16 protein-coding genes and 4 tRNA genes are annotated in these 20,225 nt (G+C 51.3%); 18 read left to right on the forward strand and 2 right to left on the reverse strand.

Going from position 1 to position 20,225, the window contains the following annotated elements:
- The first annotated feature begins 123 nt into the window (after positions 1-123).
- Genes KJW29_RS30720 through KJW29_RS30775 form a run of 12 tightly spaced genes read left to right on the forward strand, consistent with a single transcriptional unit; the run spans position 124 to position 16,442 of the window.
- The gene (locus KJW29_RS30720) at positions 124-1,260 is read left to right on the forward strand and encodes an ABC transporter ATP-binding protein (RefSeq protein ID WP_214627446.1); all 1,137 of its coding nucleotides are present in this window, start codon (positions 124-126) and stop codon (positions 1,258-1,260) included.
- A complete protein-coding gene (locus KJW29_RS30725; protein WP_214627447.1) occupies positions 1,257-4,250 on the forward strand; it encodes an extracellular solute-binding protein in 2,994 nt (997 codons plus the stop codon). Before KJW29_RS30720 ends, KJW29_RS30725 begins: the two co-directional genes overlap by 4 nt.
- Positions 4,213-5,184, forward strand: coding sequence for a carbohydrate ABC transporter permease (locus tag KJW29_RS30730; RefSeq protein ID WP_246608449.1), 972 nt, complete (start codon positions 4,213-4,215; stop codon positions 5,182-5,184). Before KJW29_RS30725 ends, KJW29_RS30730 begins: the two co-directional genes overlap by 38 nt.
- Before the next feature lie 4 nt (positions 5,185-5,188).
- Positions 5,189-6,046, forward strand: a complete 858-nt coding sequence (locus KJW29_RS30735; RefSeq protein WP_214627448.1) for a carbohydrate ABC transporter permease — start codon at positions 5,189-5,191, stop codon at positions 6,044-6,046.
- Positions 6,047-6,085: 39 nt separating this feature from the next.
- On the forward strand, positions 6,086-8,209 hold the full coding sequence (locus KJW29_RS30740; RefSeq protein ID WP_214627449.1) for a YIP1 family protein: 2,124 nt from the start codon (positions 6,086-6,088) through the stop codon (positions 8,207-8,209).
- A complete protein-coding gene (locus KJW29_RS30745; protein WP_214627450.1) occupies positions 8,202-10,418 on the forward strand; it encodes a DUF5696 domain-containing protein in 2,217 nt (738 codons plus the stop codon). The genes KJW29_RS30740 and KJW29_RS30745 overlap by 8 nt, the downstream gene beginning before the upstream one ends.
- Entirely contained in the window at positions 10,415-11,326 is a 912-nt protein-coding gene (locus KJW29_RS30750) for a carbohydrate ABC transporter permease (protein WP_246608450.1), read from the forward strand. The genes KJW29_RS30745 and KJW29_RS30750 overlap by 4 nt, the downstream gene beginning before the upstream one ends.
- Entirely contained in the window at positions 11,326-12,306 is a 981-nt protein-coding gene (locus tag KJW29_RS30755; RefSeq protein WP_214627451.1) for a carbohydrate ABC transporter permease, read from the forward strand. The genes KJW29_RS30750 and KJW29_RS30755 overlap by 1 nt, the downstream gene beginning before the upstream one ends.
- 29 nt (positions 12,307-12,335) lie before the next feature.
- Positions 12,336-13,397: a Gfo/Idh/MocA family protein gene (locus KJW29_RS30760; protein ID WP_214627452.1), complete on the forward strand. Its 1,062-nt coding sequence runs from the start codon at positions 12,336-12,338 to the stop codon at positions 13,395-13,397.
- 16 nt (positions 13,398-13,413) lie between these two features.
- Entirely contained in the window at positions 13,414-14,460 is a 1,047-nt protein-coding gene (locus KJW29_RS30765; RefSeq protein WP_214627453.1) for a Gfo/Idh/MocA family protein, read from the forward strand.
- A gap of 21 nt (positions 14,461-14,481) precedes the next feature.
- Positions 14,482-15,459, forward strand: coding sequence for a sugar phosphate isomerase/epimerase family protein (locus KJW29_RS30770; protein WP_214627454.1), 978 nt, complete (start codon positions 14,482-14,484; stop codon positions 15,457-15,459).
- Complete coding sequence (locus KJW29_RS30775) at positions 15,456-16,442, forward strand: sugar phosphate isomerase/epimerase family protein (protein ID WP_214627455.1); 987 nt, start codon at positions 15,456-15,458, stop codon at positions 16,440-16,442. Before KJW29_RS30770 ends, KJW29_RS30775 begins: the two co-directional genes overlap by 4 nt.
- Positions 16,443-16,632: 190 nt before the next feature.
- On the opposite strand, the gene KJW29_RS30780 is transcribed toward KJW29_RS30775, so the two are convergent.
- Complete coding sequence (locus KJW29_RS30780) at positions 16,633-17,028, reverse strand: DUF2203 domain-containing protein (protein WP_214627456.1); 396 nt, start codon at positions 17,026-17,028, stop codon at positions 16,633-16,635.
- Positions 17,029-17,252: 224 nt separating this feature from the next.
- Here KJW29_RS30780 and KJW29_RS30785 point away from each other — a divergent pair, with 224 nt between their 5' ends.
- From KJW29_RS30785 to KJW29_RS30810, 6 genes are all read left to right on the forward strand, one after another.
- Entirely contained in the window at positions 17,253-18,116 is an 864-nt protein-coding gene (locus KJW29_RS30785; RefSeq protein ID WP_214627457.1) for an ABC transporter ATP-binding protein, read from the forward strand.
- A gap of 202 nt (positions 18,117-18,318) precedes the next feature.
- Positions 18,319-18,393 (forward strand) — tRNA-Gly (locus KJW29_RS30790).
- Between the two features lie 7 nt (positions 18,394-18,400).
- Positions 18,401-18,477: transfer RNA gene (locus KJW29_RS30795), tRNA-Arg, on the forward strand.
- A 24-nt stretch (positions 18,478-18,501) separates the two neighbouring features.
- Positions 18,502-18,578 (forward strand) — tRNA-Pro (locus tag KJW29_RS30800).
- Positions 18,579-18,591: 13 nt separating this feature from the next.
- Positions 18,592-18,665 (forward strand) — tRNA-Gly (locus KJW29_RS30805).
- A gap of 73 nt (positions 18,666-18,738) precedes the next feature.
- Positions 18,739-19,527: an HAD family hydrolase gene (locus tag KJW29_RS30810; protein WP_214627458.1), complete on the forward strand. Its 789-nt coding sequence runs from the start codon at positions 18,739-18,741 to the stop codon at positions 19,525-19,527.
- Positions 19,528-19,587: 60 nt separating this feature from the next.
- Here KJW29_RS30810 and KJW29_RS30815 read toward each other — a convergent pair whose 3' ends face one another.
- The gene (locus KJW29_RS30815; RefSeq protein WP_214627459.1) at positions 19,588-20,157 is read right to left on the reverse strand and encodes a hypothetical protein; all 570 of its coding nucleotides are present in this window, start codon (positions 20,155-20,157) and stop codon (positions 19,588-19,590) included.
- Between the last annotated feature and the right edge of the window lie 68 nt (positions 20,158-20,225).

Raw genomic sequence — 20,225 nt, forward strand, 5'->3', positions numbered from 1 at the left:
TGCGAACAGGCGGCATGGGATTTGCGCATGAATTCGCAAATCCCATGCCATATAGTTGTTGAACGCATGAAACGGCTGTGCGGAGCGGGCTGCCAGCGGTGAGGAAAGGGGCGCCAAATGACAATGGGAAGCTTGAGTTGTCGGCATATCTATAAATACTATAAGGGCGAGCACCGGGCTGCGGTTAACGACTTCAATCTGGAAGTGGCGGACGGAGAATTTCTTGTTCTGGTCGGGCCGTCCGGCTGCGGCAAATCGACCATGCTGCGAATGATTGCCGGGCTGGAGACGATCTCGAAAGGCGATTTGTACATCGGGGATCGTTACGTAAATTATATCTCTCCGAAAAACCGCGATATCTCGATGGTATTTCAAAATTACGCGCTCTATCCGAACATGTCGATCTACGGCAATATTTCGCTGGGATTGAAGCTGCGGAAGACGGCCAAGCACGAAGTGGAACTGAAGGTAAAACGCACGGCGAAAATGCTGGAAATCTCCCATCTGCTGGAAAAGCTTCCGAGTCAGCTCTCCGGCGGTCAGAAACAGAGGGTTGCGTTAGGGAGGGCAATCGTTCGCGAGCCCCAACTCTTCCTGATGGACGAGCCGCTGTCCAATCTGGATGCGAAGCTCAGGGCGCAAACCCGCGCGGAAATTATGAAGCTTCATCACGCGATGAAGATCACGACCGTATATGTGACGCACGATCAGACCGAGGCAATGACGATGGGATCGCGAATCGTGGTCATGAAGGATGGCGAAATCCAGCAGGTGGCACCTCCGCAGCAAATGTACGATCATCCTTGCAATTTGTTCGTCGCCGGGTTCATTGGCAGTCCGCAGATGAATTTCATTCGGGGGAAGATCAAACGCGAGAATGATGAGCTTTACTTTGATACGAAACGCCTCCATTGGAAACTGCCGACCCGGCACGCGGAAGCGCTTGAAGCGGCCCAAATCGGCTTTGGTCAGGTCGTTCTAGGGGTAAGGCCCGAGTATATTGGCGTCGATGCGGAATTTCGACAACGGCATGAGGCCTGCACGGTCAAAGGGACGATTGCAATGATCGAGTTGATGGGCGCGGATACGTATTTGTTTGTGGATACGGGCGAGGAAGCGAATATGGTTGTCCGTACGCCGGCGCACAGTGGTTTTGCCGTTGGCGATCAAATTGAAATTGCCGTTCGCATGGATCGCACTCATATTTTCGATGCCGCTCAGGGAAAGAACTTGACTTCGTTTGGGGATGCTGGCTCATGAGGCTCATGCGCAACACGCGATATCTGGTTTTGGCTATAGCGATCTTGGCTGTTGCAATCTTTATTGGGTACCGTTTTTTTTCTTCCGATTCGTCCTATCCGACCGTGGAGCGGAGCGTGCTGGATGCAATGATGCAACAGCCGGAGGCGAGTCCGAATTATTTTACTTATCAGAAGACTTACACCGGCCGAACGTTCCAAAAGACCGCGCCGCTGTCGGTCATTGAGGCTGCAGCCTACACGGCAAAGGAGAAAGGCGCGCCTATCGAGACGGTTCCGTCAATCGTGGAGGGCCGACAGGCCTTGCAATGGTCCGACGGCACCGGATGGGTAGAGTGGGAAGTCGATATCCCGGCTGATCAATTATATACGATGGTCATTACCTACGAACCGCTGGAAGGGAGCTATGCGGGAATTGTACGGGGGATACAGATTGACGGCGCTTATCCGTTCGTCGAAGCGGAGCGGATTGTGCTGCCGCGAAATTGGAAGGATGTGGCGTATCCTTATAAGCGCGATGAGTTCGGGAATGAACTGCGTCCTGTTCAGAATGAGCTAAGGAGCTTAATGACGGAGACGGTATCCGATTATTCTGTCTCTTCCGAACCGCTCGTATGGCATCTTACGGCCGGAAAACACAAGATTCGAATGATTGGTCAACGCGAGCCGGTTATGCTGGATGCGATAGCTCTGCTCCCATATAAACCGATCCCAAGCTACGCCGAATATTTGCAAACCTTTGGCGAGCTTCCAACGAATGGAGAATCGGAGCGATGGTACCAAGTATATGAAGCGGAAGGTTACGCGCGTAAATCCGCTCCGGGTATACAGACGGCCACTTATTCAGAGCCGCATATTTCTCCCGATCCCAAAGGGAGGACGATTTATAATGTGCTGGGCGGTGAACGATGGAAAAAAGCGGGCGACTGGGTGGAATGGGACGTTGAGGTGCCCCGAAACGGTTTCTACGAACTGGAACTGAAATATTTGCAGTCGATGCAATCTTCCAACTCTTATCATACCCTTACGATTGATGGCGAAGCGCCCTTCCGGGAGATGCTCGCTTATCGGAAAGCAACCAATTCTCACTTTGAGCTGCATGCGATGCAAACTCCAGACGGTGAGGCCTATCGATTCTATCTTACGGAAGGTAAACACACCTTGCGACTCACTGCAGATGCCTCTGCCGTAACGCCGGCCGAATACGCTTTGCGGAACATGTTGCAGGAGCTATCTGTATTGGATGCCGATATTCGCCGCATTACCGGCAATTACAGTGAGGCAGGTATGTCGAACGACGATCTGAATCGGACTTGGGAACTCAAACGCTATTATCCTGAAATAGATGGCAAGTTGACTTCATTGATCGACCAAGCGGAGACAATCTCCGCCTATGTTAACGGCTTGAGCGGTCGTCAGGCTTCGGTATCTTCGGCATTGAAGTTGGCGCTCGATTCGTTTCGGGAAATGCTCGAGGACGTCAATGAAATTCCGAATCGGCTCAAAGAACTTTCCCGCATTCGGAGCAGTCTCAGCACGTGGATCACGCAAATGACCGAGCAAAAGATGATGTTGGATTATATCGTAGTTCGAACACCGGGAGCGGACACGGGTTTGCGGGAATCCAGCTTGTTAAGCCGGGCCGCCTATATGGGGACGAATTTCTTCCGTACCTTCTATGTCGATTACAACCGCAAGTCGATAAGCAAGGATAAAGCAATAACGGTTTGGGTAGGAAGAGGCCGCGACTATGCGGATATATTGCAGGAAATGATTCAACAGCAGTTTACCCCGATGACCGGCATTCCGGTTAACGTAAATTTAATGCCGAATCCGAACGCGCTCATTCTTGGCAACGCAGCAGGGAATCAGCCGGATGTGGCGCTTGGGGTTGCGACGGAGACGGCAATCGAATACGCGATGCGGGGGGCAATCGCCGATCTTTCCCGGATGGACGGCTTTGATTCGGTCATGAGTCGGTTCCATCCCGGTGTAATGCGCGCACATCAATATGACGGTGGTACTTATTCGCTGCCGGAATTGCAAAATATAAAGTTCATGTTTTACCGGACGGATATTTTCGAACAGCTTGGTCTGGAGGTTCCGGATACATGGGAAGACGTGTTTCGCATCATGCCAACTCTGCTTGAGAAGGGGATGACGTTCTTTTATCCGCCTGGAGAGTTCGCGATGATTTTCTATCAGAACGGGGCGGAGTTTTATGATCAAACGGGGATGGAAAATTTGCTTGCCGATCCGAATTCGGTGAATGCGTTCAAGCAGTGGACGGATATGTTTGTCAAACATAGCTTGCCACGGGAAGTTCCGGCTTTTTTCGAACATTTCCGTCTTGGCGATCTGCCCATTGGGCTGGGGGATCTGTCGACCTACGTGCAGTTGACGGTCGCCGCACCGGACATCATCGGACATTGGGCGGTTGCGCCGATTCCGGGCGTTCGGCAAGCGGACGGGACCGTGGCGCGCTGGCATGCCCAAGAGTCGTTTAGCGGCATTATTATGAAAAATAGCAAAAAATACGAGGAAGCTTGGGAGTTTCTGGACTGGTGGACCTCAGCGGAAGTTCAAGCCGAATTCGGAAACAACATGGAATCGATCAACGGGCTGGAATACCGCTGGAATACGGCGAATATGGAGGCTGTTGGGAGTCTTCCTTGGACAGGTCAGGAGCAGGAGGTGCTGAACGAGCAGGCGCGTTGGATTAAAAATGTGCCGTTTGTGCCGGGTCATTATTTTCTCGGACGGGAATTGGTATTCGCCTGGAATCGTACGGTTTTGGGAGGGATCCCATTCATGGAATCGCTGGAGAAGGCCCGAACATCGCTGCAACGGGAAATGTGGAGGAAACAGAAAGACTTGGGAATGCCGGCGGATACGGACTTGAATATTCCATTTTACGAACGACCATTCGCTTTACAAGATGAGGGGGAGCGTCATGAGTCAAATCAAAACGGCGGTGAAGATCGGCAGTAAGCGCTCGCCCCTCGTGGTATTGCGACTGGGCCAGATGTTTCGCAATATGTGGCGCGATCGGGTAGCCTACTTTTTTATCGCGCCGTTTGCCCTTTGTTTTTTCGTTTTTATTTTTTTGCCGGTCCTGATGGCCGGCCTGCTGAGCGTTACTTCCTTTGACGGTTTTGCATGGCCCAGATTTATCGGATTCGACAATTTCATTTCCTTAATTACACAAGATTTTATTTTTATGAAATATGCGCTGCCCAACACGTTCAAGTTTGCTTTGCTCGTCGGCCCGGGAGGCTATTGCCTGTCGTTCCTGTTTGCCTGGCTCATCACGCGTCTGCCCAAGACGGTAAGGGACGTCTACACGTTGGCCTTCTATACGCCGTCGCTTGCCGGCGGCGTAGCTTTGACGGTCGTCTGGGCAGCGGCGTTCAGCGGAGACAAGGTTGGCTATCTGAACAGCCTGCTGCTCCGGTTCGGTTTGATCGACTCGCCGCAGCTCTGGCTGGGTGATCCGAGATATTTGATGAACGTTATGATTATCGTAAGCTTATGGACCAGCTTCAGCGTCGGTTTCCTGGCTATGCTCGCCGGGCTTCAGACCGTCAATCACGAACTGTACGAAGCTGGGAAAATAGACGGGATCAAAAGCTCCTTGCAAGAAGTGTTCTATATCACGATCCCTTCCATGAAGCCGCAGATGCTTTTCAGCGCCGTTATGACGATTGTCGGTACGCTCAAGGCAGGGGCGATCTCCACGGCTTTGACCGGCGCCATCATTTCGCCGGATTATGCCGGTCATCTGATCGTTAACCATATTGACGATTATGCCTTTATCCGCTTCGAGCTCGGATACGCTTCCGCTCTCTGCGTGGTGCTGCTGGTTATCAGCTATGCGGTAATGAAGTTTTGTTACAGGCTGTTCACGCCGAAGGAGGATGAGTAACGAGATGTTCGTTCGACTGCGGAAGCTGTCGTTTTCCGGCGCATTGCTGATGGTCGCACTGACGGGACTGGCTGTGTTTATGCTTATCCCCATCGTCTATATTTTCAATCACGCTTTTAAGCCGATGGACGAGATGTTCCTGTTCCCTCCGCGTATTCTGGTTCAACAGCCAACATGGGTCAACTTTGAGCGGTTGTTTTTTGCGACATCGGGCGATACGGTTCCTTTTACCCGATACCTGTTCAATAGCGTCATTATCGCAACGGTTACGATCGTAGGTGTCATCGTCGTAAGCTCGATGGCGGGTTATGCGATTGCGAAGCTTCGTTTCGGCATGAAGGGCATTATGATGAGTTTGATTTACATCTCTCTGATGTTCGCGGCGGAGACGGTCTCGATTCCACGCTACTTGATCATTAGCGGCATTCACATTAACGATACGTATTTCGCTCATATTTTGCCCTTTCTGGCTTCGCCGGTCGCGGTGTTCTTAATGATGGCGTTTATCAGGCAAATTCCGAACGATCTTATAGAAGCCGCCAAGCTGGACGGCGCGTCGGAAGTGAAAATATTCAGCCGCATTGTCATGCCGCTTGCCGCCCCGGCGGTCGCGACGATCGCCATACTGACCTTTCAGGGCGTTTGGGCCGACCTGGAAGCTTCAACGCTTTATGTCCAAGATGAAACGATGAAAAATTTAGCCTACTATGTGTCCACGCTCGTCGGCGGAGCGCAGAATAATGTGGCGGGCCAAGGATTGATGGCGGCAGCCTCGCTGCTCATGTTCGTGCCGAACTTGTTGATCTTTCTGCTATTTCAGAAGCGGGTTATGCAGACGATGCTTCATTCGGGCGTAAAATAACACTTTCGCGATCGATGACTGAAGAGAGGGGGGCCTTGAATGGTGTTTCCGGCCCGAAATTTCCGGAAGCGGAAAGAGAAGCGCGGTTGGCGAAAGGGCACGTTCCGGGTACGTTCCGGGCAGCGGCTGCGTAAATGCGCGATCATGATTGTCGCATGGATTGCAATATATATGATGGCAGCGGCGCCGATTCATGCAATGCTGCCATATGAAACGGAATACTTCGAGTACACCGACAATTATTGGGTTGGCGTTCAGCCGGTCTATATGCCAAATCGGGTGATTACGGGCGAGAGCGAATTCGGTCCCGCGTTCTCCAAGCCGAACGATTTGTATATCGATGGCAATGGCCGGGTATTTGTAGCGGATACCGGCAACCATCGCATCGTCGTTCTGAATCATGAAGGGAACGTCACCGCCGTAATCGGAACGGAAGAAGGGGAGGGCAAGTTGAATGCGCCTGAAGGCGTATTCGTCGATTCATCCGGAGTTGTGTACGTGGCGGATACGGGCAACAGGCGTATAGCGGTATTCGATGCCCGCGGACGTTACATTCGCGAATATGGGCGTCCCGAATCCACGATGCTTCCGGATCCTGATCAATATTATTTCGTGCCGAGCAAATTGGTTGTAGACAACCGTGGCGTCATGTATATCGTCGTTAAAGGGTCTTACCAAGGCATCTTCCGCATGAACGACAAAGGAGAGTTTACCGGTTTTTTTGGCGCGAATAAAACATCGGCCTCCTTCCTAGACCGAATAAAGAAGGCGTGGATGACCAAAGAACAGTGGGAGAAAGAGGTGGCCAAGCGTCCGCCCGAAGTGCGCAATATCGCGTTGGATGGAGAAGGATTTATTTATACCGCAACCCAGTCCGATTCGGGGCAGGTAAAGCGTCTGAATGCAAGAGGGGTAAACACTTTGGGCAGCCTGGCATTCGAGTATGCGGTAAAGCTCGGGGATGTTGCGGTTGATGAGGACGGCATGATCTATTTGCTGGATTTTGATTCCGGCCATGCGACGATCTATTCCTCTGTCGGCAGTCCGCTATTCAGCTTTGGCGACCGTCAGACTCCCGCTTTGCAATTCGGGGTGTTCGGGCAACCGACCAGTATTGCAGTGGGACAAGATCGATCCTTGTGGATTGCCGACGCGCATCTCAATGTGGTGGAAGTATTTGTCCAGACCGAATTCGGCGAGAAAGTGATGGAGGCAATCAAGTACGATCTGATCGGCGATTACCGGTCGAGCAAGCCCTATTGGGAATCGTCGCTTGCCATGAACGATTACTTGTCCATCGCATATCGGGGGTTGGGCCATGCCTTGAACCGGGAAGAAAATTATGAAGAGGCGCTTGAATATTATCGGATTTCATACGATGCGGTCGGCTATTCGAATGCGTACTGGAACATCCGATTGTTATGGATCCAGAATAATTTCGTTTACCTGCTGGGCGGACTTGCAGCCGGGATTTGGCTGCTTGTCAAGGGAGGGCGGATGCTGAGGAGCTGGATCTCTTCCCGCAGTTGGTCTTCCCGGACGACCAGATACGGCTCTGAACTAAAGGTGGCCTGGTACTTGCTGTTTCATCCCTATAACGGTTTCTATCAGTTGAAAGAACGTAAAGTTTCCTTCGTTGTGCTAGCTGTTCTGACTCTGTCGGCTATTGCGGCTCACCTTGCAAATGTCTACTGGGTAGGTTTTGTATTCAAACCGATAGAACGAGGCTGGATCAGCTTGCCATGGACGCTTATCGTGTTTATCGTTCCCTGGTTTACCTGGGTAATCGCCAACTATTTGATTAGTACGATTAAAGACGGGGAAGGGCGTTTCAGAGAGGTACTGCAAGCAAGCGTATATGCTATGGTTCCTTATATTGTATGGATGCCGTTATTGACTGTTATCTCCCATTTCCTGGTGTTGGAGGAGCGTATTCTTTATGATTCGGGCGTCAATATTGTATCAATCTGGATAATGGCCCTGTTTTTTGTGATGACTCAGGTCATTCACAATTTCGAATTTATGGAAACCCTGAAAAACGTTGTGATCAGCGTTATTACCATCGCTCTGATTTGGATGTTTGCCATCGTTATGGCGGGTCTGGGCTATAATCTGTTCGATTTCTTCGGACAGGTGTTAAGAGAGGTGAAGGTTCTTGTATAAACGGCTAAAGATTACACGGCGTCAATGGCTAATACTTGCCGGTGTTATTCTGATCGTTATCATCGTGGCAGTCGTCCAGTTGAGGAGGGTGCCGACACCTTCACTGAATTCGCTTGGTTTTTCGATGCAATCGGGAGGGGAGTTAAACTTATTAACAGGAAAAAGCGGCTTGCCGACCAGTGCTTCGACAGATGGGGAGGGCTTCCGCGAGGTGTTGGAAAACGGCCGTTTTCGCTTGTGGTTGCATCCTCCCTCCGGACAAATCGCGGTAGAGGAAATCGCTACGGGCTTGCGATGGCGGAGCAATCCATCCCTGGAAGAGCTGGAAGGGGAGGCGGCCAAAGGACTGTTGCTGTCCAACCTGAAATCCACTTTTATGTTCGAATATACGGTAGAAGGGAAGACGCAGCGCGAGATCGCGAACAGTTCGGACGAGCAATTGGATATCGACTACAAACTCGAGGCCGACACTTTGCAAGTCTCCTACACCTTCGCGAAACTGGGAATCGGCATCGTGATTCAGTACAGGCTGAATGAGAGCGGGCTTGTTGCATCGGTGCCGACCGAGGGAATTACCGAAACGGGCAACCGCAGGATTTTCTCGCTGAGCCTGCTTCCTTTTTTCGGCGCGGCACGGCAATCGGCGGGGGACGGCTATATCTTTGTTCCCGACGGTCCCGGCGGTTTGATCTACTTTAATCGGAATTTGACGATTTCCGAGGCCAGAACGTATTCTCAGCCCGTCTACGGCTTCGAAACGGCTAACCGGTACAGCAGCGAATCCAGGCGGGATATTATAGGCTATCCCGTATTCGGAATTAAAAATGATGAACAAGCGTTCGTCTCCATCATTGCAAGCGGCGAGATGACTGCCGGCATTATGGCGCTGCCCGCCGGCGAAGTATCGGGCTTTCATTCCGTTCATGCCCAATTTATTTATCGGCAGGAGTATAGTCAGCGTCTGAGCCGGCTCGCTCCCCCGGTGTTGATGGTGCAAAAGGAGCGCATTCGGCAGGATCGGGAAATCGAATATCGATTGCTCGGCGGAAACGAAGCGGATTATGTCGGCATGGCAAACGCTTATAGAGATTTTTTACTGGAAACCGGTCAGCTCGACAAACCGTTGCAGTCTGCCGAACAAATGCCGCTTGAGCTGGCCTTTGTGGGCGGAGACGCACGGCCGACTACATTTGGCAGAACCTTCGTGCCGGTAACGACATTCGATCAAGCTCAAGAGATTATAGGCAAGCTTCAATCCGAAGGCATTCGCAACATGCGTATCACTTATACCGACTGGCTGGAAAGCGGAAACCTCAAAACGAATACTTCTTTTGAAGTTGAACCTGCACTTGGCGGTTTGGGCGGTCTGAAGAAGCTGGCAGACAGTCTGAAGCAATGGGGGATCGGCACGTTCCGTTTGGAAGCGGATCTTGTATGGATGAATAACTCAAGGACAGGGGCCTTGGCGCGAGCGGAAGGCATTCGAAGCGTAGACGGCACCCTTTATAATAACAACTTCGGTCAGTTTATACTGAACCCGGTCTATGGCGTTCGCGAAGCCTTGTCATGGTGGGAAAAGATGGACGAACTTGGGGTCACCGGCATTCACTTTAATCAAATGGGCCGACAGATATTCCGCGATTACGATACGAGCGAGCCGCTGGAGCGGGAAGACACGGCATCGTTGTACACTGGCCTCTTCAATCATCTGAAACGGCAATCGGCGGATGTGTCCGCGAGACAAGTGAATGCTTATACGCTCTCCGGGATCGAGCACATTACAAATTTGCCGATCGGTTCGAGCTATGATTTTATCGTGGATGAGACGGTGCCGTTTTTCCCCATTGTCCTGCATGGTTACAGGACATACAGCGGAAAGCCGGGAAATTTGCGGGACATGCATCGCGACGAGTTGCTGAAAGCCATTGAGTATGGCGCAATTCCTTACTTTCTCTTGACGTATGAGCCCCCGAGAAAGCTGGCAAACACCGACACCTACATCTTCAGCGGCGAATTTCGGATTTGGGAAGAACGGATCAAAGAGGAAATGGCAATGTTCCAACAGCTGGCTCCGGTGTTCCATCAGCGGATTATCGGTCATCGACGTGATCGGGAAGGGGTCTATATTACCACTTATGAGGATAACACGGAAGTAGAAGTCGATTATGGCAGCGGGACTTTTGCCGTCAGGGGAGGGAACGCGAATTGAGTGCCGACAACCAAATCGAAGAACTGAACTTCCAACGCAAGCAAAGATGGCGTACGGCGTTGAAGGAGCAATTGCTGGGCTATCTGTTCATGGCTCCATGGTTATTGGGTTTTCTCGTGTTCATGGCGGTTCCGTTGGGATGGTCACTGTACTTGACTTTCAACAAAGTCTTACTGACGCCGGATGGATTTAAATATACATGGCGGGGACTGGGGAATTTTCGCGATGCTCTGTTGGTGGACAACAGCTATCCCGTTAAGCTGTTCACTTATGTACAGGAAGTTATTCTGATGATCCCCATCATTGTCATATTCGCCTTGTTTGTGGCGCTTCTGCTTAACCAGCGTTTTCCCGGGCGTTTTCTGCTGCGGGCGATATTCTTCCTCCCCGTCATATTTGCGACCGGCCAAGTGCTGACGGAGCTCTTTACGCAAGGAGCGGGGGAGCTGCCGTTTATCGACCAGTACAACGTCAAGCCGCTTGTTAATGAGTATGTCGGGCCGAAGCTTGCGGAGCCGATTATAAATATTTTGGGTAAATTCGTCATCATCTTATGGTACTCCGGCGTACAAATCCTGATTTTTATTGCCGGGTTTCAGACCATTTCCAAATCCGTCTATGAAGCGGTACGGATTGACGGAGCGACGCCGTGGGAGAGCTTTTGGAAAATTACTTTGCCTGGCGCCGTGCCGTTCATCGGGTTAAATGCGATCTATACGATCGTCGATCTGTTTACCTTTCCATTAAATCCGGTTTTGGCGGAAGTGAGCAACAATATGTTCAAACCGGATACCGGATATGGGTACGCAAGCGCGCTGGCCTGGATTTATTTTCTGATTATCTTTGTCATGCTGGGCTTTGTGCTGTTGCTTCTGCGACGGAGTTCGAAGCGAAAGGGGCGGGCGTAATGAGCGAAATCTCACGACTGTGGACCGAGACCAAAGCCGGTGTTCGCCGCATATGGGTTGGCCAGGAGGCGCAAAAATTCAAAAGACTGACGATCGGGCAAAACCTCAACGACGGCCTGGTCGCCAAAGCGATCATTATCATGATGCTTTCTTCTATTGCCTACTTATACCTTCAGCCGTTGCTGTACATGGTGACGACGATGATAAAACCGCTTGCGGATTTGATCGATCCGACGATCAAATGGATTCCGAGAAGCGTGGACTGGTCTAACCTGAAAAAAGCGTGGTTTGGGCTGGAGTATCCCGAAGCGTTCCGCAATACGCTTGTTATCGCGCTGTTTTGTTCCGTGTTTCAGGTAGGCGTATGCGCAATTACCGGCTATGCTTTGGCACGATTGCGGTTCTACGGCAAGAACGTGGCATTTTTTCTGGTCTTATTGACCTTCCTCGTGCCGCCGCAAATCACGATTATCCCGCTGTATACGATTTATGCCCAACTGGGGTGGTTGAATACGCCGTTCGTCTTTTTGATTCCGGCATTGTTCGGGCAAGGATTGCGCAGCGCACTGTTCATTATCATCTTTCGCCAGTTTTTCTCTACCTTGCCTAAAGCATTGGAGGAAGCCGCCAAGGTGGACGGCGCCACCGGGTTCTATCTGTTTGCGAGAATTATGCTGCCTCTCGCGCGTCCGGCTGCATTGGTCGTATTCCTGTTCTCCTTTATTTGGTACTGGAATATGCACTATGAACCTACAATGTTTTTGAACAACGATTTCACGCCACTATCGATCAAGCTGCAAAATTTGGAAACTGTACTGCTTGGGCGTAATTTTGAGGGCTTGATCACGACGCAAAACCCAATTACGGAAGGCACGAAGATGGCCGGCGCGTTCATGATTATATTGCCGCCGCTGCTTGTTTATATGGTCGCACAACGCTGGTTTGTGGAAAGCATCGATCGGACCGGGCTTGTTGAATAAAACTTTTAAATCACGCCACGAAGGGGCTGTTGACGATAAAGAAAGTGAAAATAGGAATTTTGGGGTCGGGACACATTCTTGGCGCGCATGCAGCGGGATTCGCCAGATTGCGCGAAAGTTGCGAGGTCGTGGTCGCCGCACGCAAAGAAAGCGACCATGCGCGGATCCGGAGTCTGTTGGGGGACAGTGTGGAAATCGTCAGCGACTATAAGCAATTGTTAAGAAGGAATGACATTGATGCTGTAGATATTATTCTGCCGCATAACCTGCATGTCGAGGTGACGATCGAAGCGGCTAAAAACGGCAAGCACGTGCTTGTGGAGAAGGTCATGGCCAGAAACGTCGAGGAGTGCGACGCGATGATTCAGGCTTGCAGCGAAGCCGGAGTGATGCTGACGGTTGGCCACGATAGAAGATACGACCCCGATTGGCAAGCGTTGAAGACGATCGTCGATTCGGGTGAATTGGGCGAAGTTTTGTTCTGGAAGCTTGAACATAATCAGAATGTCGTCTTTCCTGAGAATAGCTGGATCCGAAAGAAAGACGCGATCGGCGGCGGGGCCATCATGAGTTGCTTGACGCATCAAATCGATTGTTTGCGCTGGTACGGCGGAGAAATAGCCAATGTCGTATCGATGTCGAAAGTCGAACCTAGCCGTATGGAAGGCGAAGTTATCGGCGCCGTTCTGGCAAAGATGAACTCCGGCGCGTTGGCGTTAATGTCCATAAACTGGTACACGCAGTCGCACGATGCGCCCGACGGATTGTGGTACGAATTTACCCATGTTACCGGAACCAAAGGCGAAGCTTATTATATGAGTTCCAGAGGCACCTATGTCAAAATTCACGAGGAACAGCGCCTGTTCGAATACGACCTCCGAGGAAAAGGGGGATTTAAGAAGGCTGAAGCGGAAACCGACGGCCTGACGGGGCATCAGCGCTTGATCGAAGAATGGGTAAAAAGCCTGCACGGTCAGCCGGCAAATATTATAACGGCCGGCACGGACAGCCGCAAGACGGTCGAAGTTGCGGAAGCCGCATACTTATCGGAACGGGACGAAAAAGTGATCCATTTGCCTTTAGTCAATTAAAAGGGAGGAACAAAACATGTCTAAGATTAAAATTGGAATTATCGGTGCCGGAGGTATTCTTGAAGCCCATGCGCCGGGATTTAACCGCCTGAAGGATAAATGCGAATTGATTGTAGCCGATCCGAATCCGAATGTGTATCCGAGAGTCAGACAATTGTTCGGCGAAGACGTGGAGATCGTAAGCGACTACAAGGAAATATTGGAGCGGGAAGATATTAAGGCCGTGGATATTTTGCTTCCCCATTATCTTCACGAGGCTGTAACCGTTGAAGCGGCCGAACGGGGCAAACACGTGTTGATCGAGAAAGTGATGGCAAGGACCGTCGAGGAATGCGATCGCATGATTGAAGCGTGCGATAGGGCCGGCGTTACGCTGACGGTATGCCATGACAGAAGATATGACGGCGACTGGATGGCGCTGAAAAATATAATCGATTCGGGCGAGCTCGGGGAAATCCGGTTTTGGAAATTGGAACATAATCAAAACGTGTACGTTCCTGAAGGCAACTGGATCCGATCGAAAGAGAAGCTTGGCGGCGGAGCGATTATGAGCTGTCTGACGCATCAGATCGACGGCTTGAGATGGTACGCCGGCGAGGTGGAAAGCGTGACTAGCATGACGCAAGTAGATGCTGCGCGCATGGAAGGGGAAAGCATTGGCGCCATATTGGCGAGGATGCGTTCGGGAGCGCTCGCGATGTTGTCGATCAACTGGCAGACGCAATCGAACCACTCTGCCAACGGACTGTGGTATGAACTTAACCATGTGACCGGCACGAAAGGCGAAGCCTACTATTTGCACGGCAAAGGGACATTTGTCAAAATATACGGCGGAAAATCCAGTTGGGTCGCGGATAGCGATTATACGGAGGATGGATTCTCGAGAGTAAAAGCGGACACATCTCTAAGCGGTCACCAGGTATTGATTGAAGAGTGGCTGAAAAGCCTGACCGGAGAAGCGCATACGATTACGACCGACGGAGCAAGCAGCCGGTTGACTGTTGAAGTCGCCGAGGCGGCGTATATCTCGGAAGAGCAAAAAAGGGTTATCGCCATTTCCTGAAATCCATAAGGAGGAGATCAAATGAAGATCGGTATTGACAGTTTTACGATCAGAGAATTGAAGTTGGACCCGTATGGCATTATCGATTTTGCGCAGCAACACGGGTTTGAAGGCGTTCAGTTCGACAGCCTGGAGGAAGTAAGCCCGGAGCTCGATGAACGCAAGCTGCAGGATGTCAAACAATATGGCGACGCGCGGGGCATTGTCACAACGATGTCGATTAATAACTGCAATCCGATTACGGCCGGCGTGGACGAAGCGGTGCACAGGAGCGTGCTGGAGAAGCAGATCCGTGCCTGCGCCTCGGCCGGATGGCATGAGCTTCGCAGCTACATTATCGCTTCCGATGAAAGATACGTTCATCAGTTGCCCTGGTCTGAACATGTGGAGAGGAGCGCGGCTTTTATTACGAGCTTGAGACCGGTACTCGAAAGCTGCGGCAGCCGCATCAATCTGGAGAACCATGGAGACACCACGTTCGAATTGCTTGCCATTGTTGAGCAGGTTGGTTCGGACATTTGCGGCATCTGTCTGGACACCGCCAATACGCTCGTGAATGCGGAGGACCCGGTAATGGCGGCAAAGCGCGTTGCGCCTTATATCCGGATGACGCATATCAAAGACGCCATTATCAGCTTTACGGACCGGGGCGTACGCCGTCAGGGAAAAGCGCCGGGGCAAGGCAACGTCGATTTCGCCACCATTCTTCCGATTCTCGAGGCGCACAATCCGGAGCTGATGCTCGCGATCGAAGACCATAAGTGGCTGTTCGACATTCCTATCTTTGAAGAAGAGTGGATGCGGAAAAATCCTGATATTACGGCTCTGGAACTTAGCAGCTTCGCCAAACTGGCTGTTGATACGGAACGAAGATTGGCAGCAGGAAACTTGATGCAGATAGAGGAGTACGAGGCCATCCCTTACAGGGAGCAGATGGAAGAGAGGCTGACCCAGGGCCGCGATTATATCCGTTCGCTGATTCAGGGTGGTGCCGAATGAAGGTTGGAATAGACTACCATATTTTTCGTGAAGCATTTAATCTTGAACCTTACCCTACGGTCGAGAAGGCGCATCAATTGGGGTTTGAGGGCATGGTCTTCAGCACGAACCTGTTCGGGGAGGAGGACTCCTCTCATGAGAAGCTGAGATCTTTGGTGGAATACGCGAAAGGGTTGGGCATGTATGCACAGATGAATGTAGCGATGTGCAATCCCGTCCAAGCGGGGATGGAGGAGTCTGAGCTGCAGAAGCTGCTCATCAGCCAGATTAAGGCGTCGTCGTATGCCGGATGCCATGAGCTGGGCAGCTTGGTGACCATTTATGACGAACGGTATACCCATAGCGTTCCCTGGGAGACTCATCTTGCCAGAAGCATTGGTTTCATCAATAGTCTCAGGCCCGCCCTGGAGCAATACGGATGCCGGATAAATATCGAAAATCATGGCGACACCACCTTCGAAATCGTAAAAATCGTTGAGCATACCGGTCCCGACATATGCGGCATCTGCCTGGATACCGCCAATGTATGGGTTAATGGCGAGGACCCGGTCATGGCAGCGCGTCGCGTTGCGCCTTATACGCACATGACGCATGTGAAGGATGGTATTCTGGTGTTTACGGACAAGGGGGTACGACGACAAGGAAAGCCGCCGGGGCAGGGCGTATTGGATTTCGAACGCGTCCTCCCGATTCTCGGCGAGCATAATCCGGAGCTTCCTTTAACGATAGAGGATCACAAATGGCTTTTCGATTTTAACTTATTCGAGCGGCGGTGGATGGAGAAGAATCCCGAACTTACCGCCCTCGAGTTGGCCCAGGTCCTCAAGCACGCTTGGCGCACCGAACAAAAAATCGCGCGCGGAGAAATCCCCGATGTCGAGCAATACGAGGCGATTCCGTTTGGGGAACAAATGCTGGAGCGTGTGCTGTATGGGTGCCAATACCTCAAAGAACTTCTTATAAAAATGCAATTGACGCAATAAAACGGAATTTATCGGAATCCTGGTTATACAAATCGAGCAAGTCCCTCTGCGCGCACCAAACCATGAAGAAGCCCTTCGGATCCGAAGGGCCTTTTGCCGTTTATTATTCATGCTGGGTTTAGATAAGATCTTTGTTGGCCGGACCGGATGATAGCGAGGATATATCCCAGATCGGTCTCCTACGCCAGCGCTAGGCATCGGGATGAAGCTTGCGGCCGGCAAAGCCGTCATGCCAGCCATGATAATGTGTGATGCGATCTTCGCCTTCACGCCAGCATAACAAGATCTCTTCGCCGTCCATGACGCCGGGAAAGTCGATAAGGCCGGGATTGATCATTTTGATCAATACGCCTTGCCTTGCAAAGTTTTGCATATACAGCTGCAATTCGAATTGCATGAAGTCCATCTGCCCTTCCATCTCGAACAAGAGCTCTCCCGACAACTCGGTATGTCCCGCCTTTACCTTCCGGTAGTGGATATATTGCTCCTCCAGCTTATGCGACAGCTCTTGCAACTGCTCCAGGTTCTGCTTCACTTCGGGGAGCAACGCATTGGCTTCCGCCAACGTGTATCGTTTGGTTATCATGGATATCCTCTCCTTACCAATCAGTATACGAAATGTTACCCGATCGTACAAATCGGAAACATCGTCCACATGGCATCTATATAATATAAGGATGAAAGTTGTCATTGACTTTGCATCTGAGAACAATTATCATTAATATGTCGTTGATAATAGTTTTCATTTTATGGTTAATCTATAGATGTTACGGCTGCGCCAAGAGCGCGGCGGGAGGAGCGTGCAGCACCATGTTTCGTCTTTCAACTTCGGACCTGGCTATTTCTTATGACGAGCGTCTCATTGTACAGAACTTGAACATTTCCATTCCGCAAGGAAAGGTGACGGCTCTCGTTGGAGCGAACGGCTCCGGCAAGTCGACCATTCTAAAGACGATGGCGCGGATTATGAATCCGTCGCATGGCAATGTCCTTCTGGACGGCAAGTCGATTCATAAGCAATCCACGAAGGATGTGGCGAAGCAGCTTGCGATTCTGCCGCAGAATCCGACGGCGCCCGACGGCTTGACCGTTGCGGAGCTTGTCTCTTATGGTCGTTTCCCTTATCAGAAGGGCTTCGGCTCCATGAGCAAAGAAGACCGCAGCGTCGTACAGTGGGCGATTGAAGCGACGGGCATGATTGAATTTACGGATCGCCCCGTCGATCAGCTCTCCGGAGGTCAGAGACAACGCGCATGGATTGCGATGGCGCTTGCCCAGGAGACGGATATTCTGTTCCTGGACGAACCGACGACATTCCTCGATATGGCGCATCAGCTGGAGGTTCTTCACCTGCTTCAGAAGCTGAATGAGCACAATAACCGCACGATCGTTATGGTTGTCCATGACTTAAACCATGCGGCACGTTATGCGCATCACATGATTGCGATCAAGAGCGGCGTTGTACGCGGCGAGGGCTCGCCGATCGAAGTCATTACGCCTGACGTCATGCGCGATGTGTTTAATATCGAAGCAGATATCGTTCCGGACCCTAGAACAGGGGTTCCGCTTTGCTTGCCGTTCGCGCTGGCCGGCATGCCTAACGCCGACAAGGTGATGGGCGGCAGTTTTGCCGACAAGGAAGGGAAACCGACTTTGACGGCAGCAGGAGCTTAGTCGGAGTGACCGAAATAGGGCAAAGAGATCCCTGTTCCTACACAGAATGGGGATTTATTATGGGTAGCAGCTTAGGGGGACGACCTCCTCAAAAAAAAATTGAGATTTCATGAAAAATAAGTTGCAATTTATTTGGCTGAGTGATATATTATTACTTGTCGCCACGACGAATTGATGGCTAATTGCTTGAAAACATTACCGTGCGGAAGTGGCTCAGCGGTAGAGCATCGCCTTGCCAAGGCGAGGGTCGCGGGTTCGATTCCCGTCTTCCGCTCCATAATCTTGCGGCCTTAGCTCAGCTGGATAGAGCGTTTGACTACGAATCAAAAGGTCAGGAGTTCGAATCTCTTAGGCCGCGCCATTTTTTCCAATGTTTCATACTTAACGGGACGTAGCTCAGCTTGGTAGAGCACCTGGTTTGGGACCAGGGGGTCGCATGTTCAAATCGTGTCGTCCCGACCATCTTTTTTATAATGCGGGTGTAGTTCAATGGTAGAACTTTAGCCTTCCAAGCTAATAGCGTGGGTTCGATTCCCATCACCCGCTCCAGTATCTTAACCGACAGCCTTCTGCGATGCAGAAGGTTTTTTTGTATACACAAACTTACGAAGGAGAGTTGGATATGGAGCTCCGGGCCATCGCGCTGGATCTGGACGGAACGCTGCTAAACAGCGCCAAGGAAGTGTCGGCACTCAATCGGGCGGCCGTATTACGAGTGTTGGAGAAAGGCTTGCGGGTCATCATCGCGACGGCCAGGCCGCCGCGTTCTGTAGCAGAGCTGCTGCCGAGCGAGCTGTTGGAGCGTGCTTCAATCGTATGTTATAACGGCGCCATCGTGCGCGACAGGGCCGCGGGGATTGACGAGCATTATCCTATGACCAGCGAAGTGACGGCGGAGGTTATTCGTTATTGCGGAGAATATCTGCCCACGGCTCATCTCAGCGTAGAAGTCAACGACAAGTGGTATGCGAATCGCGATTTAGCGGACGGCGCGTTCTACCATCCGCGATTTCGCCCTGAGCTTGCAACGTACGAGGCGCTGGCAAGCCGGGCTGCGACCAAAATATTGTTGACGGAGTATCTTGATGCCGAGGTGCTGCGAGAGAGGTTCGCTCCGTTAACCCAGTTCGTGGTGACCGATGGAGGTGCGTTGATCCAAATGATGAGTCCTGCCGTCTCTAAAACATCGGGTATCCTTCGGCTATGCGGACACTATGGAATTCAAGGGTCGAAGGTTGCCGTATTCGGAGATGATCACAACGATTTCGATATGTTTCGAATGGCGGGTTATTCGGTGGCGATGGGCAACGCCGTGCAAGAGCTCAAGGACATCGCCAACGAGACGACGGCAAGCAACGACGACGATGGCGTCGCTATAGCTCTGGAGAGGCTGCTGGTCCTCCAGCAGTAGTGAACGGCATAATGGGGTGCGGAAGCGGACCCGGCATCCTGCCGCTCTATTCTGTAAGTATTAGGGGAGTTGGAATCGCTGGCCATCGCTAAACACCACAAATCCTTCTTCTTCAAAGCTAATTCTCCCGGCCTCGGAACTCGGCTTAATCTCTAACTCTGTCCATTCTCCAGAACTCCAGTGCTTCAGATCCACGGAGGCCATCCAAAGCCGAGCTGTATTGGTGGGCACATGATGAGTCCAGATGGCCATCGCTCCTAGTGTTATAGAGAGCTGGATATCTCGAAATTGTTCTTCGTATACAGGCTGCTCCCATAATAGATGTAACGCGCCATCCTTGGTCAATGCGGCAATGCGAATGTTGACTTCCAACCCATCGCGGTCTTCAAAGGAAATGTTCGAGTGCAATAATACGATTCTTGTTTGGTCATCCTCCAGGTATTGGTACATTCGGCCTGATTCGAGCTGCTCGCCGTTCCTTCCATCGAAGACGGTGAAAGAGGTATCTCCGGCAAATGGGGAAGGGTATTCATTCCATTGCACATAAACATGATTGCCCAGCCAGCCAAAGTAATGACAAGGCTCTACTTGATCATTGCGGGAGAGAGAAGTTTCTTGTCCCGATTCCAAGTCTCATGCGGAAGCTAGCCAATTGTATAACGTTCAAATTAAGGTAATTGTTTCTAGTCCATAAAACA

The organism is Paenibacillus agaridevorans, assembly GCF_018604145.1.
Classification (GTDB): Bacteria; Bacillota; Bacilli; order Paenibacillales; family Paenibacillaceae; genus Pristimantibacillus; species Pristimantibacillus agaridevorans.